This is a genomic window from Desulfobulbaceae bacterium DB1 (assembly GCA_001914235.1).
In the GTDB taxonomy this organism is placed as follows: Bacteria; Desulfobacterota; Desulfobulbia; order Desulfobulbales; family SURF-16; genus DB1.
Genome location: MQUF01000008.1, coordinates 77,738 through 94,225 on the forward strand (window position 1 = coordinate 77,738; position 16,488 = coordinate 94,225).

Below are 16,488 nucleotides of genomic sequence, written 5' to 3' on the forward strand. Positions count from 1 at the left end.
AATGGGTAAAGCAATGGAACACAGATCCGGATCTGTGATGGTTGTCGGCGGCGGAGTTGCAGGGGTGCAGGCCGCGCTCGATCTAACCGAACTGGGATATTATGTCTATCTCGTGGAGAAATCAGCGTCTGTGGGCGGCGCCATGGCCCAGCTGGACAAAACATTTCCCACCAACGACTGTTCTCTTTGAATCCTTGCTCCGAAGCTGGTTGAGGCCGGTCGGTCTCCCAATATTGAAATTCTGAGCAACGCCGATTTCCTTTCCCTTGATGGAAAACCAGGTGAATTCAAGGCAACGGTTCGTTTGAACCCCCGCTATATCGATGCCGACAAATGCACGGCCTGCGGTCTGTGTACCCAGTATTGTCCGCGTCACATGGTGGACGCCTATAACGAAGGACTGGCCATCACCCGCCCGATTCATATCGATTATCCCCAGGCGGTGCCGGCCACCTATTTTATCGATCCAAGCGCCTGTCTTCACCTGAAACACAATACCTGCCAAATCTGCGTACCGGTCTGTCGCAGTCATGCCATTGATTTTTCACAGAAAGCGGTGGAACGAGAACTCCATGTCGGGGCGGTCATCATGGCGCCCGGCTTCGGCAAGGTACCGGACGAGGCCCTGACCAAATACAGTTACGGCAAACATCCTGATGTCGTTACCAGTCTGGAGTTCGAAAGGTTGCTGAATCCCTCCGGTCCGTTCCAGGGTGAGGTGCGCTGTCTTTCCGACAAACGCCATCCCGGGAAAATTGCCTTTATCCAGTGTGTCGGTTCCCGTGATATCGGCTGCGACAACGGATACTGCTCCTCGGTCTGCTGCATGTATGCCATCAAGGAGGCCATGGTGGCCAAGGAGCATGATCCTGATTGCGAAATCACCATTTTTTACATGGATATGCGCACCCAGGGCAAGGATTTCGATGCCGCCCGCATCCGGGCGGAAGAACAGTTCGGCATCAAATTCGTCCGGGCAAGAGTTGCCGATGTCATGCCATGGGGCAAACAGCTGAAACTGACCTACGCAACCCTCGCCGAAAGTCATCATTTCGATGCCTTTGACATGGTTGTTCTGTCCGTTGGTCTTGACGCGCCGAAGAGTGCCCGGGATCTTGCCGGAATCGGTAAATTCGAATTGAATAAGTATGATTTCTGCAAGACCGACACCTTTGCGCCGCTCAATACCAGCAGAGAAGGTATCCTTGTCGCCGGAGCCTTTCAGGGTCCGAAAGATATTCCGGAAAGCGTTACCCAGTCAAGCGCCGCAGCCGGACTCGCCGCGGCACTCATCAAACAGCAGCGCGGCACCGGCATTGTTCATAAAGATTACCCGGCGGAGCAGCAGGTGAACGAGGATGACGAGGTTCGCATCGGCGTTTTTGTCTGCCGCTGCGGAATCAACATCGCCGGAACGGTTGATGTGCCGAATGTCGTTGATTATGCGGGCGGCATGGAGAATGTCACTTATTTCAGCGACAGCCTGTACAGCTGTTCCCAGGATGCCCAGGAGATCATCAAGGGCAAGATCAAAGAGCACAAGCTAAACCGCATCGTCATGGCCGCATGTTCACCCCGCACCCATGAACCGCTTTTTCAGGAAACCCTGAAGGACGCGGGCCTCAATCGCTCCCTTTTTGAAATGGTCAATATCCGGGATCAGTGTTCCTGGGTCCATGCCAATGAACCGGATGCGGCAACCGTGAAATCAAAAGATCTGGTGCGGATGGGCATCGCCAAGGCACGGCATTTGCGGCCGCTGCCCGAACAGACAGTGCCGGTCACCCCGCAGGCCCTGATAATCGGCGGGGGCATTGCCGGACTTACCGCCGCGGAAAGCCTGGCTGACCAGGGTTTTCAGTGCTATCTGGTCGAAAAGAGTGACAAGCTCGGCGGTCATGCGGCAAAAATGCAGGATACCATCAAGGGGGAAAATACCCCGCGCATGATTCAGGATCTGGCCAAACGCGTCGAAAAAAACAAGAAAATTGAAGTCTTTACCGGCAGTGAACTGGCGGCGGTCAATGGGTTTGTCGGCAATTTCTCTTCCGTGGTGAAAACCGTCAAGGGAAAGAAGGAATCCGAGGTGACCATCGATCATGGCGTCATCATTATTGCCACCGGCGGACGGGAGCATCGCCCGGATAAATATCTGCTGGGCCAGTCAAAAAAGGTCGTTACCCAGCATGAACTGGAAAGCGCCCTGTCCGGCAAGGGGAAGGACCGTGCGCCGGATTCGGTGGTCATGATCCAGTGTGCGGGATCCCGTGGTGATGATCTGAAATACTGCAGCAAGGTCTGCTGCAACAGCGCGGTGAAAAACGCGCTGAAGATAAAGGAGATCAACCCGAAATCCCAGGTTATCGTTCTCTACCGCGATATGCGGACCTATGGCTATGCCGAGGACGCCTATCTGGAAGCCCGGCAAAAAGGCGTGGTGTTCATCCCCTACGAGGTTGACCGCAAGCCGGAAGTAACGAAGAAAGGCACGGCTGTCAATGTGACTTTCTTTGACACCCTGCTGCAGGAAGAGGTCACCATCAGCCCTGATCTCGTCGCCTTGAGCGTCGGTATTGTGCCGGAAGATACCGAAACCCTGAGCAAACTGCTGAAAATTCCCGTCAATGAGAACAAATTCTACCTGGAAGCCCATGTGAAATTGCGGCCGGTGGAACTGGCCGTGGATGGTGTCTATGTTTGCGGACTGGCGCATTCCCCGAAACCTCTTGACGAGATCATCGTTCAGGCCCAGGCGGCCGCTGCCAAGGCTGCGATTCCGCTTGTCAAAGGGCATGTGTCCGTTGAGCCGATTGTTTCACATGTCGATGCGGAGCTGTGCATCGGCTGCGGTATCTGCGCAAGCCTCTGTCCGTATCAGGCCATCGAGATGGTGAAGGATGACAAAAAACGAAAAGCCCGTACCATCTCCGCTTCCTGCAAGGGCTGCGGTATCTGTTCGTCTCGCTGTCCCACTTTCGCCATTTCCATGGGCGGCTTTACCATGGAGCAGATCACGGCGCAGATCAAGGCCTTTGGCGAGCTGTAAGAATTCAAATAAGGTAGTTTGGTTTGATATATTCAATAAAGGTCGATGGACTGCCTGACGAGGAGTCAGGTGGTCACATCGAAGAGGTGTCAGAATGACAAAGGAAGATTTTAATCCGAAAATACTCGGATTTCTCTGTAACTGGTGTTGTTATGCCGCGGCAGACGCTGCCGGGGTTTCACGGTATCAGTATCCACCCAATCTGCGAACAATCCGGGTCATGTGCACCGGGCGCATCGATCCTTCATTTATCCTGCAGGGATTTATCGAGGGCGCGGCCGGGATATTCACCGGCGGCTGACAACTCGGCGAATGTCATTACCAGGTAGGTAATTACGATGCAATGGGTGTCGATGTTCTTGTCCACAAAATTTTAGCTGGGATCGGGGTAAATCCCGCCCGCTACAATCTGCAATGGGCCTCCGCCGCCGAGGCTCCCCGTTTTGTCAAGCTCATCACCGAGTTCACCGCCAAGGTGCGGGAGCTCGGCCCCCTGGGCCATGCCGAGGGTATTGATCCTGACGAGATGAAAAAACGGCTCGCCAAGGCGCTTGAGCTGGTCAACAGTCAGAAACTGCGCATGGCATTCGGCACCACGACCAAGACCCTCCGGAAAGACAATGATTACAGTGACGCTCATCTGGCTGAAGTTATTGATGCCAAGTTGAGCAAAACCATTGAGTCCGCCCTGTAATTTTTTTTCGCCGGTTCATTGGATTGAATGCCAATGAACCGGCTCATTTTTATTTGACCAGAGTTTGTTTGCCGGTCATATCCCTCTCGTCGCTTCCGGCTATTGTCAGGTCTTGGCTCGCAATTTTGCCGAACCGGCATTTTTTTATTCTTCAAATCGAAAGAGGAAGCAATCCATTTGGCATAACAGCCTGATCTTCGGCGACAACCTGCAGGGAAGGTAGCTGGTGCCGAATTCATAGATTTTCTTCGTAAACGACTCGTCCTTTTACGCGAGCTGCTGGCTGAAGGTGGCAGTCTTTTTGTTTACCTCGATATTAAGAAGTGCTATTATACAAAAATGCCTAACTTTTTATCGTAGAATCTTTACAAATTTTGATTGCAGAATTAACGGGTCATTGGTGATGAGAGGCAGGTCAAGATATCGAGCAGTTGCGGCAATCAATCGGTCGTGGAGTTCGGGAATATCAGTTATTTCGGAATCGGTTTTTAGAATTTCCCAACTCAAGGGCTCAAATTGATAATTGTCGCTGCGCATCAGCTTTTCTGTCTGCAGCAATCCGACGGGAACTCTGTTTTTCTCGAATAAGTAGAGCACCTCCATCAGAACAATGGCTGGAATGATAATGATCTGTTCGCCTTGATCGGCGGACACAAAGGTTCGGTGACATATATCACTGATGACTTTTTGCCCAACCATGAATTTGATCAGGGCTTGTGTGTCGGTCACATATCTATTCACCGCTGAACTCGTCTTCCAAGTGTTGCCAGTTTTTGTCTCTCAATTTCGCCAAACCGGCAGCATCAATTTCGTATCCTTTCAGGACACCTTCCAGCTTTATCAATCGTGGTTTGTCGGATTTCCGTTTTTTATGCCGGACGAAATCAATAAAATCGCCGATCGTCCTTAGTTCCAGTCCGGAGAGGTCTCTCAACTTTCCATATATTTCATGTTTTTTAATGGCGGCTTCGTTCATTTTTCACTCCATTCCGATTCTTGTTGCTCATCAAGCCGTTCATTGTGCTGTCGACAATTCACTTGCCGTAACCTCGTTTATCATTATAGTGACCATGTTTTTTTTCTTCGTCAAGATTTTTATAGAGGAAAGAGGGCGCGTCTAAGTATGATCGGACATTGCGGCTACAGCAGCAATTCCCATTTGAATAAATGGCATTTCGCTTTCTTCTTTTCATATAATTTGTGATAGAATACGGGAATCATAGAAAAATTTTTCTCCTTAGGAGATGTAAGTGTCTGAAAAAATGAAATTTCTGGAAGAAATCCGGAAACACAAAAATGAATCGCGGTTGGCTGTTGACGTGGCGGAGGAGCTTGCCGGACTCGCGGAAGAACTCGCCAAGGGGCAAATCACGATCAGTGGTGAAACGCTGTCCGTCAGTGATACTTTTTCCTTTTCCATAAAAAAACAGTTTAAAAAAGGCGTTGTCTCCTGTGAGATTTTTTTGCAGGACAGACCGCCAACTGATAAAAAAAATCCGGCAGATGCCGTTGTCGTTTCGCTCAAGGCATCAGCGAGGGAAAAAACCGGAGCTCCAGGCGGGAAAAAACTCAAAAAAGAAATCGCGCTGCTTTGGAAAGAGGCAATGAAACAGGTGGCTGAAGGAATCGCGCCGGCCCCGGCAACGGTTCGCCAACTGCTGAGGAGATGCGAAGATTACAACCTCTGCGCCGATAAGCAGTGGTTTGACTCGTGGAGGCAATGCAGTGACGAGATAAAGGCATGTCTTGCGGCGGCGGGGAAGGGCGATTTCCCGACAGCACGGGAGAAAGTCGCCCTGGTAAACCGTTTGACGAAAGAGTGTCATAAGCTTTATAAGTAAAGGGAGGGTCAGTTGGAAATGGTCCCACTTTCCCGTGTTGTGATATTTTTTACTGAGACAGGAGAAGAAAATGAGTGCCTGGTTTGTCGCAGTTGACGGAAAGTCCCGGGGCCCATTCGCCCCGGAGCAGATCATTGAAGGGCTGCAGGCAGGATTATATACCCCGCAGACATTGATCTGGAAAGAGGGATATGAAAAATGGCAACCCCTGAGCGACGTGCCGGAATTCCGGCCGGGAAGCAGGAACCGGCAGCAGATTCCCACCCCGCCGATGGAAAACTTGCAGCAAATGCAGCAGGCCCATGAAATTGATTTTGAAATTTTCGGCCATGAAATGCAGTTTGTTGAAATCGAACTCGATCAGTATGAAAGTGCCGTGGCCGAAGCCGGCTCGATGATGTTCATGGAAGACGGAATCGAGATGCAGACGGTATTCGGCGACGGCAGCGAGAGCGGATCAGCCGGTCTGATGGAAAAATTTCTCGGCGCCGGCAAAAGATTAATTACCGGCGAAAGCCTCTTCTGCACTGTCTTTACCAATCATAATCCGGCCAAAAGAAAAGTGGCATTTGCCTCTCCCTATCCGGGCAAAATCATCCCCCTTGATCTGCGCCGATACAACGGCAGGATTATCTGCCAGAAGTCTTCCTTTCTTTGCGCGGCCAAAGGGGTTAGTATCGGCCTGTATTTCCAGAAAAAAATCGGGGTCGCCCTGTTCGGCGGAGAAGGATTTGTCATGCAGAAACTTGAAGGAAACGGTCTTTGTTTCGTTCATGCCGGCGGCACCATCATTGAAAAGGAACTGCAGCATGGCGAGTCTCTGCGGGTCGATACCGGCTGCCTTGTCGCCATGACCTCCTCGATTGACTTTGACCTGCAAACCGTAGGCGGCATCAAGTCGAGCATCTTCGGCGGGGAAGGTTTTTTCTTTGCCCGACTGCAGGGACCCGGCCATGTCTGGCTGCAGTCACTTCCTTTCTCCCGTCTGGCCGGCAAGATTCACGAGTCAGCTCCCCAGACCGGCTCTCGTTCCCAGGGAGAAGGATCGGCGCTGGGTGGGTTGGGAAAACTTTTCCAGGATTAATGATGAGCCATGACGCATCATCATATCCCCTGGAAAACAGCGGAGAAGATTTGATTCTTCTCGGTTGCGGCGGTTCTCCGCTTTGTGCCGATATTCGCGGGTTTCTGGAGAAGAACTTCCGGGTTGTCCATTGCGAGGAGTGTTCTCATGTGGAGGAGCTCGCCGCCCAGTACTGCCCCGATCTCATTCTGATGTCCGCCCATCCGAACTGCTCTGGACTGGAAGTCTGCGAGAAACTACAGAAAAGCCTTTTTAAACAGCGCCCGGCGGCAGTCATGCTTTTTGGTTCCGGAGATGATACGCTGATCGACCGCGCCTTTGCCGCCGGGGTCGATGAATACATCAGGGAGCCGATTCACTGGAAACTGCTTTATTACCGAGTCAACTTCCTTATTCAGAAAAGAAAATCAGAGCTTGAGTTGAACGATTTTGCCCGTCGACTTGAACAAACCAATAGCGAGTTGAAGGATTTCACCTATGTTGTTTCCCATGATCTGCAGGAGCCGCTTCATCTGATCCGTGCCTTTGCCGAAAGAATTACGACACGATCCCGTTCGGTTCTTGATGAACAGGGGGCCGCTTATCTTGAACGGATCATCAAGGCAGCAGGCCGCATGCAGAGTCTGATCGACGGACTTCTCCAGTATTCCAGATTGACCACGCAGGCAAAGGAATTCACCGTAGTCAATCTGTCCGATGTGGTGCGCGAAGTTATCGCCGATCTGGAAGTTCGCATCGATCAAATGCGGGCGGAAATAAAAATCGGCGACCTGGGGATTGTTGAGGCGGATCCTTTACAGATGCGTCAACTTTTCCAGAACCTTGTTTCCAATGCCCTGAAGTATTCATCCGGTTTGGAGCCGCCTTTTATCGAGGTCTTCCCTGCTTCACCTCTTGAACAAATCGGACGAAGCGGCATGCGTCAGATTGTGGTGAAAGACAACGGCATAGGTTTTGATTCCTGTTTCCAGGAGCAGATTTTCGGGTTGTTTCAGCGCTTGCACGGCAGGGATGAATACAACGGAACGGGAATCGGGCTTGCCATCTGCAAGAAAATAGTTGAACGTCATGGCGGGGTTATTTCCGCGCGCTCCGCCTCCGGCAAAGGCGCCGAATTTGTCGTCATGCTGCCGGTCAAGCAAAAAAAAAGAAGCTGAAAGCCGTTGGCAAGTAAAAGGCATGAGCCGGAGACAATTTGTCTTCTTCCCGGCTTGGGATTCCAGCCTCCGGTTTATGCCTTTTTTCTTTTTAATCTACCGCTTCAAAGCCGATTTTCTTGATGGCGTCTTTGACCAGCTCAAGCGGCACGGCCTTTGACTCCGTAAAACTAGCTTCACCTTTTTCCAGGTCCACGTGGACATTGCCGACTCCGTCAATTCCCTGCAGGGCTTTGGTTACCGAAGCCGAACAATGACCGCATCGCATGCCGTTCACTTTTATGGTTGTCATTGGTGTTCCCCCTTTTTTAAGATGTTGCCGGTATCATTGCCATGCAATGATGCCCTGTTAAGTAAAATATTAATTGCTTACATGCTCTTCTTGAGATAGATAATTCCTTTTTAATGAAATGTTAAGACATTTTGTGGTACCTGGTGTTCATTATGGAAAAATATGCCATGGATTCAGCGAAAAAAAACTCTTTTGCCACACTGCAAGGCACGGTTAAGGGAATGCATTGCGCGTCCTGTTCCAGCAGGATTGAAAAAGTGGTCGGCGAAATGGACGGGGTGGTTCACGTCGCGGTCAATCTTGCCACGGAAAAAATTGATTTGCGCTGGAACAAGGACAAAATATCCCTCAAGCAGATCGCTGAACGGATGGGCCAGTTGGGTTTTGAACTGGTGCAGCCGGCTTCGGACACGGAAATTGTCCTTTCCATTCAAGGTATGCACTGCGCGTCCTGTTCGAGCCGCATCGAAAAGGTTGTCGGTGAAATGAATGGGGTGCGCAGCTGCGAGGTGAATCTTGCCACCGGACTGGCGAAAATTGTCTTTGCCCCTGAGCTGCTTAATCCGCGCCAAGTGAAAGAGGCGATCGATGCCTTGGGCTTCAAAGCGGAATCGATATCATCCTCGGCAAACCTGATGGCTGATCGGCAGAAGGAAATAGAGGAAACCCTGACCGGGATGAAAAAAAGACTTCTGCCCTCCTTTGTCCTGGCTTTTCTTGTCATGATCGTCTCCATGGGGCATATGGTCGGAGTGCCGATGCCGAAAATCCTCAACCCGCAACTCCATCCGTTTATCTTTGCCCTTGTTCAGTTCTGCCTGGTTGTGCCGGTGCTGTGGTTGGGCAGGAATTTCTACATCATCGGTTTTCCAAGCCTGCTGCGCGGCGCACCCAATATGGATTCTCTCATCGCGGTGGGTACCGGCGCCGCCTTTGTCTATTCCACCTGGAACCTGGTGGAAATTTATCTGGGCATTGACGCGATGGCCCGGGCCCATGATCTCTACTTTGAAAGCGCGGCCATGCTGATTGCCCTGGTTTCCCTGGGAAAATTCCTCGAAACACGAGCAAAGGCCCGAACCTCCGATGCCATCAGCCGACTTATGCAGCTGGCACCGGATAAGGCGACTCTCATTCGCAACGATCAGCAGGAGGAGATACCGGTCGATGAAATCCTGGTTGATGACCTGCTGCTCATCCGGCCGGGGGAAAGACTGCCCATTGACGGTGTCATAGAAAAAGGCGCCTCCAGCATCGATGAGTCCATGCTCACCGGCGAGAGTATGCCGGTGGAAAAGGGTGTCGGCGACATGGTGGTCGGCGGCACCCTGAACCGGAACGGCACGCTTCATGTGCGGGCCGGAAAGGTGGGGCAGGATACGATGCTGTCCCGTATTGTCAAGATGGTGCAGGATGCCCAGGGATCAAAGGCGCCCATTGCAAATCTTGCCGACCGGATCAGTCTTTATTTCGTTCCCGCCGTCATGGTTGTGGCGGCGCTGTCCGGTCTTGCCTGGTATTTTATCGGACAGGCGGAATTTACCTTTGCTCTTCGTATTTTTATCGCGGTCATGGTCATTGCCTGCCCCTGCGCCATGGGACTTGCCACTCCGACATCCATCATGGTCGGCACCGGGCGCGGGGCTCAGCTCGGGGTTCTGGTGAAAAACGGCGAGGCCTTGGAAATCGCCCGCAAGGTAAACACCATTGTTTTTGATAAAACCGGCACGCTGACCTACGGCAAGCCCGCACTCACCGATGTGTCCAATTTTTCCGGACTTGCCGACGATGCTTTTCTTGCCTTGACGGCTTCGGCTGAAAGCGGTTCCGAACACCCTTTGTCCCAGGCGGTTGTCAACGGCGCCCGGGAAAAAAAGATTGCCGTCCGCAATCCCCATGCATTCACCGCCCTGCCGGGCCGGGGGATTTCCGCCGTCGTCGCCGTAACGGCCGAAGGTCGGGAAAGGACGGTTGAACTCTTTATCGGCAACATGGAGTTGATGGAGGAAAAAGGCATTGTTGTCGCCGATGACAGAAAAGAGATTGCCGACAAATTTTCCGCTGACGGAAAAACAGCCCTGTATGTGGCATTTGACGGTCAACTTGCCGGGCTGCTTGCCGTTGCCGATAAAATAAAAACGGAAACTCCGGAAACTATTGCCCGGCTTACCGCCATGGGGATAGAAGTCATCATGCTGACCGGCGACCATGCGGCGACGGCCCGGGCCATCGCCGATCAGGCCGGAATCAAGAATATCATTTCCCAGGTATTGCCGGAGCACAAGGCGGAAGAGATCGAGAAAATTCAGCAAAAAGGCAGGGTGGTGGCGATGGTTGGTGACGGGATCAACGACGCACCGGCCCTGGCGGTTGCCGATCTCGGCATTGCCATGGGAACAGGCATTGACGTGGCAATAGAAAGCGGCGATATCGTTCTCATGCAGGGAAATCTCGATAGCGTGCTGACCGCTCTCAAATTGAGCCGGGCCACCATGCGCAATATCAAACAGAACCTGTTCTGGGCTTTTGCCTATAATGTCATCGGCATCCCGGTTGCCGCCGGTTTGTTGTACATCTTCGGCGGGCCGACGTTAAATCCGATGATTGCCGGGGGCGCCATGGCCTTGAGTTCCGTTTCCGTCGTCACCAATGCCCTGCGTTTACGATTGTTCACCCCATGAAAAAAAGAGGATAATCCGTAAAAATTTTATTGCGTGCCGTTTTCTTGCCGATAGGTATGGCATACGCAATGAAAGAAGGAGCACGGATGAAAATTTCCTCATCGCAGATCAACATGACGACGAGCCGCATCTCCATTGTCGAGAATTCGGAGCGGGAGTCAGTGAACTTCTGGTCAGACCGGAACCTTGGTGATGGTGCGGGCGGTGCCGCACACCTCACCGGCGGAGACCGCCTTTCCCTTTCCTCCATGGCCGTGAAACGAAATGCCGCCTGCTGCGTCGGATCAGCCGCGCCGGATATTTCAGGCGCGGAGGAAGAGGGCGTGGCGCTGGACCCGAAACTGCTGGCCATGCGCCGTACCCTTGAGCTGCTCACCGGACGCAAGATACATGTGGCTGTTTTTGCTGGGCAAACGGTGGACGCCCCGGTCCTTGCGCAACCCGGCTCAGCCGGCGGCGGATCACCCTTGCCGGACAGTGAAAGAGTTGGTTGGGGATTTGAGTACCATGCCGAAAAATCCCATGTGGAGACGGAAACCGTCGCCTTTGCCGCCAGTGGCGACGTTGTCACGACTGACGGGAAGCAAATCAGTTTTTCTTTTAATATGAACATGATGCGTCATTTTGAGCAACATGAAAGCATCACCATCAGGGCTGGAGATGCCCGCTTTGTCGATCCGCTGGTGGTCAATCTCGATGGGGCCGGCGCGCAACTTGGCAGTTTCAATCTGAGCTTTGATCTGGACAACGACGGCAACCTGGAGGAGATTGCCTTTCTCGCGCCGGAGAGCGGTTTTCTGGTCTGGGACCGCAATGAGGATGGCGTGGTCAACAGCGGCAAGGAGTTGTTCGGCCCGGACAGCGGTCATGGATTTCAGGAGCTTGCGCTCCATGATCTCGACGATAACGGCTGGTTGGATGAAAATGATCCTCTTTTTGACAAGCTGCAAATCTGGATGATGGATCAGACCGGCAATCTCAACCTGAGGTCACTGGCGGAAATGGGAATCGGCGCTTTCCTGCTGACTCCGATTGACAGCAGTTTTCTTCTCACCGACGCCGCCAACTCGCCCCTGGGCCGAATCAGGCAGACCTCCCTGGCTCTGCTGGAAAATCACCAGGTGGCAACTCTTCAGGAACTTGATCTTGTCGTTTGATTGAAATATCTGCTGCGTCAACGGCTGAGACGGCGAATGCGCTGAAACTGTTCCTCGCCCATTTTTTCAAAAAATTCTATTCCCATTTTGAAGGGTTTTTGCTCTTCATCAACCAAACGGTCAAACCAAACGGGGCGGACCGGTATGGTATATGTTTCCGCCTCCGTATTTTCCTCGCCGGGACAGGCAAATTCAAGATGAAGAAAGAATTTGTCGGATTCAAGGGCGGTAAAAAAAAGATGATGGTGATCAACAAGAATCCGGTTGGTGACCAGGCAGGCGCCTTTTTTGGAAAAATCCTGAAGGCGGCAGATGATCGGAGTGCAGATTTTTTCTCCTTTTTTGCCTCGGCACAGGAAGAGGGCGCCTTCAAGATCCAATCGAAAACGCTCGAAAATGCGCCGCTCTCTGCTCATTTCACGAAAGCCTCAAGTGGCCTTTCAGCACATCGGCCACCAGGGGGGCCACCGAAAAGAGGTCAAGGAGATCATCACTTTCCACGCCGGGATAGGTATCAGCCCCGATTATCCTGGTGATGCCGTGCTCCTTGAATTTTTCCCGGGACTGGCCGGCCAGCACCAGATGGGTGGCAAAAATGATGGTTTCCCGTGCCCCTGCTTCCCGACACCGCTGGGCGGTCTGGATGATTGATCCGCCGGTGCGGATCATGTCGTCGCAGATGACGGCGGTCTTGCCTTTGACGACGCTTGCCACCTGGCTCACCATGGTTTTATCCATGGCATAACGATCCTTGTCAGCCGCCGTATGGGGCACATTGAGCTGGCCTGCCAGTCTGGCAACCCACTTGCTGCGGCCATAGTCCGGGGACACCAGCACCAGGTTTTCCAGCTGCAGTTCTTTTATCTTCTGCACAATCAGCTTGCTGGTGGTGATATGCTGGGTCTGAACATCGCCGCGATGGGCATGGAGAACCGCCTCGGAGTGCAGATCGATAAAGGCGACGAAATCAGGGCGGGCCCGGAAAATCTGGCGTGTTCTGGTAATGCCTTTGGGGATCTCGTTGGAATCCGGCTTTGCCTGTTCCATGGTTGAATAGCCGAGGTAAGGGACAATGACATTGACCCTTTTGGCCCGATAATAGCGGCATCCGTCTATTAAATCGATCAGCTCCTGCAGGGACACGTCGTCATGGGTGGCGCCGATAATAACAATGTACTTGCCGGCGATGTCCTGGGGAAAGGCGTGATAAACCTCTCCGTCGGTGAAAAACTTCTTCAAAACCCTGGTAAAGGGAATGTCGAGTTGTAATGCTATTCGCCTGGCCAGTGATTCGGAAGCTTCGTTGGAGAGAATGATGATGTCTTCTGGAAGTGTCATGGATAGATCAGGTGAAGAGTTTCGGGTTGTCGGTTACTTTGCGAATTAATTCGCGGTAGTCCTGCGCGCCGGGGGAACCGGGGGCGAATTCGTAAATTGTCTGACCGTAGGCCGGCGCCTCTGAAACGCGGACGTTGTAGCGAATCGGGGTGCAGACATGATTGCCGTACAACTCTTCAAGTTTTGCCAGAATGCCGTTGGATTTCTTCACCCGCTGGTCATGGAAGGTGGGGAGAATGTATTTGAGGGCGACATCCTTGTTGTATTTCTGGATGGAGGACATGCTTTTCAGAAACTCCACCAGGCCCTGCAGGGTCATGACCTCAAGCGAAACAGGGGTCAGGACTTCCTTGGCATAAAAAAGGACGTTGACAATGAGCGGGTCCCAGCCGGGCGAGGTGTCGATGATGACATAATCGAATTTTTTATCGATGGTGGAGAGCTTTTCCCGCAAGGTCATTTCTCCGCCGAAATCCTTCCGGTCAATCACTCGCTTCAGACCGGCAAGGGATCTGCCGCCGGCAAGCAGCCACAGTCTTTCACGCACCTGGATCATGGTTTCATCCAGGGAAAGTTCATCATTGACGAACTCGGTGAGCCCCGCCTTGGGTTTGACGCCCAGCATAAAACTGGACTGCCCCTGGGTGTCGGTGTCGACCAGCAGCACTTTGAATCCGGCAAGAGCAAGACCGGCGGCCAGATTGACCGCGGTCGTGGTTTTCCCCACGCCGCCCTTGCTTAAGGTAACGGCAATTTTTCGCGGCTCCGCGTTTTTTTCATTCCTGGTTTCCGCGGGAATTACGCCGGCCGAGGTTTCGGGTTTACTGATGGAGAATAATTCCTTGCAGTATTTGCATCGCACCTTTGTGACATTCGGCGGCAGGAGTTTTTCGTCAATAGAGTGTTCTTTTTGACAGTGTGGGCAAGTGATAACCATAGGGGTCTCCAAATTGTAAAAGCATGTTCAACTGGTTTCCATGCCAGAGAAAGCTTAATTTGCTGAAATCGAAATCATTTGGAATCATCTTTCATAATATTTTTCACCAAATCACTGTCTTCTCCTTTTGATTCAAAATCATCGAGAAGCATCTTGACGGCGTAATTAACAATTTTCGATTTTGTTGCCATGAGTTTGGAACCGGCGGGAAGCAGGCCTTTTAAAAAATTGTTGGCCTGATTTAATTCGACAAAAACCTCTCTTGTCAGATAATGGGTGGCTTTTCGCTTGCCGCCCTTTCTATTTTTGACAGTCGTTTTCACCGGAGAGGGCAGAAGGGGGGACGGAGGAACATCTCCCTTGGCAATAAGCGGCCTCGAATAGCGTTCAATCAAGGTGGACAATTCATCCAGACCAGGAATAGCGTCTTCATGGTGGGTGCTCTGGAGGATGTTGCCCAGCACGTCTTTTTTCTTTTTCTTGTTGTCTATCATCCGTGGTTCCTGAATGCCGCCGTGCACAGGCGCGAGACCGCTAAATTTCCCCAAAGAGACTTTCCCTGTGTCTGCGGAGAAATTGCATGATTTTCTCCGCATCCTTTTTACTTGGCGTGATAAATTCAATGCCGCAGATAAGCTGGAATTCGCGGGGAGAAACGTGCACAACCCGGCCTTTGAGCTTGAGTAAATCTTTATCAAGATGCAATTCAATGGACGGAAGCGGTTGGTCGACTGAAAATGGGACATCGCTGTCAATCAGCAGGCCGACCCCGTTTGTTCCGATATTGATAACATCATACGAGGCACCGTTGATTTTGATCGAAACGTTGTCTCTTTCGTCGATCGGTAAGCGGAAAACCTGGCGTATGATTTTGTTTTTATCGTAACCCGCAGTTGCTTTTCCTTTCTCCTTCATTGATGCTCACCCGATTATTTGGTAGAATTTTATATAACCACGCTTGAGGACGGCGCGGTAATTGATCGAAGTCATGAAAAGAACAGCCATCCGGAAAGGATCGGCAAAGGTTTTGTTTGTTGCGTGTAACATATTGATACTACATGACTATTTTGTTTAAGGCCTGACCGCTTCGAAATGTTTTTCCGCCGGAAAGAGCAGTGATTTCAAGCAGAAAGGGCTCATCAGTAAAAATGATAGCATAGTTTGCCGGCAGCGGCAAACAAGAATCAGCGGTTTCTGTTTCATTCTTCAAAAAAATGGAGGAGAAAGGAATATGAAGGTTTCGATTACGTATTGTTCAAAATGAAACTACAAGCCTCGTGCTTCCAGGCTGGAAGAGGAACTGAAGACGAAATTCGGCGCGGATGTCGAGCTTGTCGCCGGCTCGGGCGGTGTTTTTGAGATCTATGTTGATGCCAGAAAGATCTTTTCCAAGGCGGCATCAGGACGTTTTCCCGAAGACGGCGAGATTGTCAGGCTTATCGCAGGGGGCTGAGTCTGAAAAAAGGGGAACTCATCGAAAAAATACGAATCGCTCACGAAGAAACACGGGAACTGCTTGAATCCCGTCCCGAGCCTCTCTCAGCGCAGCACCGCTGAGCGGGGGCCGAATATGGCGGTGCCGATTCGCACCAGGGTTGCCCCCTCCTCAATGGCCACCTCGAAATCGCCCGACATGCCCATGGACAATTCAAAGTCCTTTTTGCCGGCAAAGTAGCCCTTGGCGGCAAAATCCTCCCCCAGTTGCCGGAGTTTGCGGAAGTAAGGCCGAACCGCTTCCGGATCATCGTAAAAGGGCGGCATGGTCATCAGGCCCGCTATGGTCAGGTGCGATAAAACCTGCATCGACCGCAGCAGCGCCTCGGCATCTTGCGTGGCGATCCCTTCCTTCTGCGGCTCTTCGCCCACATTGACCTGGACGAGAACGGACAGGTTTTTCCCTGCCTGTCCGGCATACTTGTCCAATGCCTTGGCCAGCTTGAGCCGGTCCACCGTGTGCACGGCGTCAAAGAAAGATGCGGCGTCCTTTGCCTTGTTGGACTGGAGATGGCCGATAAAGTGCCATTGCACTTTACCCTTGACGGCGCTGATCTTTTCCCTGGCCTCCTGCATGTAGTTTTCGCCAAAGAGTCTCTGGCCCGCGGCAATTGCCTCTTGAATCAGCGCAGGATCGATTTTTTTGCTGACCGCAACGAGTTGTATTGTTTCCGGATCTCTTCCGCAACGCCAAGCCGCCCTAGCGATTTTTCCCCTGATCTCTTCCAGATTTTTCTCAACTGCCGTCATGATAATTGTCCGCCCTG

19 protein-coding genes are annotated in these 16,488 nt (G+C 51.9%); 10 read left to right on the forward strand and 9 right to left on the reverse strand.

The window, feature by feature from the left end; genetic code table 11:
- Window position 1: 1 nt before the first annotated feature.
- The 4 genes from BM485_09445 (at window position 2) to BM485_09460 (ending at window position 3,740) form a co-directional block, all read left to right on the forward strand.
- Entirely contained in the window at window positions 2-190 is a 189-nt protein-coding gene (locus BM485_09445; GenBank protein OKY75193.1) for a heterodisulfide reductase, read from the forward strand.
- 48 nt (window positions 191-238) lie between these two features.
- A complete protein-coding gene (locus BM485_09450) occupies window positions 239-3,046 on the forward strand; it encodes a pyridine nucleotide-disulfide oxidoreductase (GenBank protein OKY75194.1) in 2,808 nt (935 codons plus the stop codon).
- 94 nt (window positions 3,047-3,140) lie between these two features.
- Complete coding sequence (locus BM485_09455) at window positions 3,141-3,347, forward strand: hypothetical protein (protein OKY75195.1); 207 nt, start codon at window positions 3,141-3,143, stop codon at window positions 3,345-3,347.
- A 42-nt stretch (window positions 3,348-3,389) separates the two neighbouring features.
- Window positions 3,390-3,740, forward strand: coding sequence for a hypothetical protein (locus BM485_09460; protein OKY75196.1), 351 nt, complete (start codon window positions 3,390-3,392; stop codon window positions 3,738-3,740).
- 351 nt (window positions 3,741-4,091) lie between these two features.
- Here BM485_09460 and BM485_09465 read toward each other — a convergent pair whose 3' ends face one another.
- On the reverse strand, window positions 4,092-4,469 hold the full coding sequence (locus tag BM485_09465; GenBank protein ID OKY75197.1) for a hypothetical protein: 378 nt from the start codon (window positions 4,467-4,469) through the stop codon (window positions 4,092-4,094).
- 4 nt (window positions 4,470-4,473) lie between these two features.
- Entirely contained in the window at window positions 4,474-4,716 is a 243-nt protein-coding gene (locus BM485_09470; protein ID OKY75198.1) for a hypothetical protein, read from the reverse strand.
- A 274-nt stretch (window positions 4,717-4,990) separates the two neighbouring features.
- Here BM485_09470 and BM485_09475 point away from each other — a divergent pair, with 274 nt between their 5' ends.
- The 3 genes from BM485_09475 (at window position 4,991) to BM485_09485 (ending at window position 7,822) form a co-directional block, all read left to right on the forward strand.
- On the forward strand, window positions 4,991-5,581 hold the full coding sequence (locus BM485_09475) for a hypothetical protein (GenBank protein OKY75199.1): 591 nt from the start codon (window positions 4,991-4,993) through the stop codon (window positions 5,579-5,581).
- Window positions 5,582-5,651: 70 nt separating this feature from the next.
- Complete coding sequence (locus tag BM485_09480) at window positions 5,652-6,665, forward strand: TIGR00266 family protein (GenBank protein ID OKY75200.1); 1,014 nt, start codon at window positions 5,652-5,654, stop codon at window positions 6,663-6,665.
- Window positions 6,666-6,667: 2 nt separating this feature from the next.
- On the forward strand, window positions 6,668-7,822 hold the full coding sequence (locus tag BM485_09485) for a hypothetical protein (protein ID OKY75201.1): 1,155 nt from the start codon (window positions 6,668-6,670) through the stop codon (window positions 7,820-7,822).
- Window positions 7,823-7,913: 91 nt separating this feature from the next.
- Here the strand turns inward: BM485_09485 and BM485_09490 are convergent, their stop codons facing one another.
- Window positions 7,914-8,114, reverse strand: coding sequence for a mercury transporter (locus BM485_09490; protein ID OKY75202.1), 201 nt, complete (start codon window positions 8,112-8,114; stop codon window positions 7,914-7,916).
- 167 nt (window positions 8,115-8,281) lie between these two features.
- On the opposite strand from BM485_09490, the gene BM485_09495 reads away from it, so the two are divergent.
- Together BM485_09495 and BM485_09500 are read left to right on the forward strand one after the other, a co-directional pair.
- Window positions 8,282-10,795 carry an ATPase gene (locus BM485_09495; GenBank protein ID OKY75304.1) on the forward strand — a complete coding sequence of 838 codons (2,514 nt, stop codon included), beginning with the start codon at window positions 8,282-8,284 and terminating at the stop codon, window positions 10,793-10,795.
- A 113-nt stretch (window positions 10,796-10,908) separates the two neighbouring features.
- The gene (locus tag BM485_09500) at window positions 10,909-11,952 is read left to right on the forward strand and encodes a hypothetical protein (GenBank protein ID OKY75203.1); all 1,044 of its coding nucleotides are present in this window, start codon (window positions 10,909-10,911) and stop codon (window positions 11,950-11,952) included.
- A 17-nt stretch (window positions 11,953-11,969) separates the two neighbouring features.
- Here BM485_09500 and BM485_09505 read toward each other — a convergent pair whose 3' ends face one another.
- From BM485_09505 to BM485_09525, 5 genes are all read right to left on the reverse strand, one after another.
- A complete protein-coding gene (locus BM485_09505) occupies window positions 11,970-12,368 on the reverse strand; it encodes a hypothetical protein (protein OKY75204.1) in 399 nt (132 codons plus the stop codon).
- Between the two features lies 1 nt (window position 12,369).
- Window positions 12,370-13,290 carry a ribose-phosphate pyrophosphokinase gene (locus BM485_09510; GenBank protein ID OKY75205.1) on the reverse strand — a complete coding sequence of 307 codons (921 nt, stop codon included), beginning with the start codon at window positions 13,288-13,290 and terminating at the stop codon, window positions 12,370-12,372.
- Window positions 13,291-13,297: 7 nt separating this feature from the next.
- Window positions 13,298-14,227, reverse strand: a complete 930-nt coding sequence (locus tag BM485_09515; GenBank protein OKY75206.1) for a chromosome partitioning protein ParA — start codon at window positions 14,225-14,227, stop codon at window positions 13,298-13,300.
- A 74-nt stretch (window positions 14,228-14,301) separates the two neighbouring features.
- On the reverse strand, window positions 14,302-14,721 hold the full coding sequence (locus BM485_09520) for a hypothetical protein (GenBank protein ID OKY75207.1): 420 nt from the start codon (window positions 14,719-14,721) through the stop codon (window positions 14,302-14,304).
- A 40-nt stretch (window positions 14,722-14,761) separates the two neighbouring features.
- Complete coding sequence (locus BM485_09525; GenBank protein OKY75208.1) at window positions 14,762-15,142, reverse strand: hypothetical protein; 381 nt, start codon at window positions 15,140-15,142, stop codon at window positions 14,762-14,764.
- A gap of 373 nt (window positions 15,143-15,515) precedes the next feature.
- Between BM485_09525 and BM485_09530 the strand changes: the two genes are divergently transcribed.
- On the forward strand, window positions 15,516-15,680 hold the full coding sequence (locus tag BM485_09530; GenBank protein OKY75305.1) for a hypothetical protein: 165 nt from the start codon (window positions 15,516-15,518) through the stop codon (window positions 15,678-15,680).
- A gap of 86 nt (window positions 15,681-15,766) precedes the next feature.
- On the opposite strand, the gene BM485_09535 is transcribed toward BM485_09530, so the two are convergent.
- Entirely contained in the window at window positions 15,767-16,471 is a 705-nt protein-coding gene (locus BM485_09535; GenBank protein OKY75209.1) for a YggS family pyridoxal phosphate enzyme, read from the reverse strand.
- Window positions 16,472-16,488: the final 17 nt, after the last annotated feature.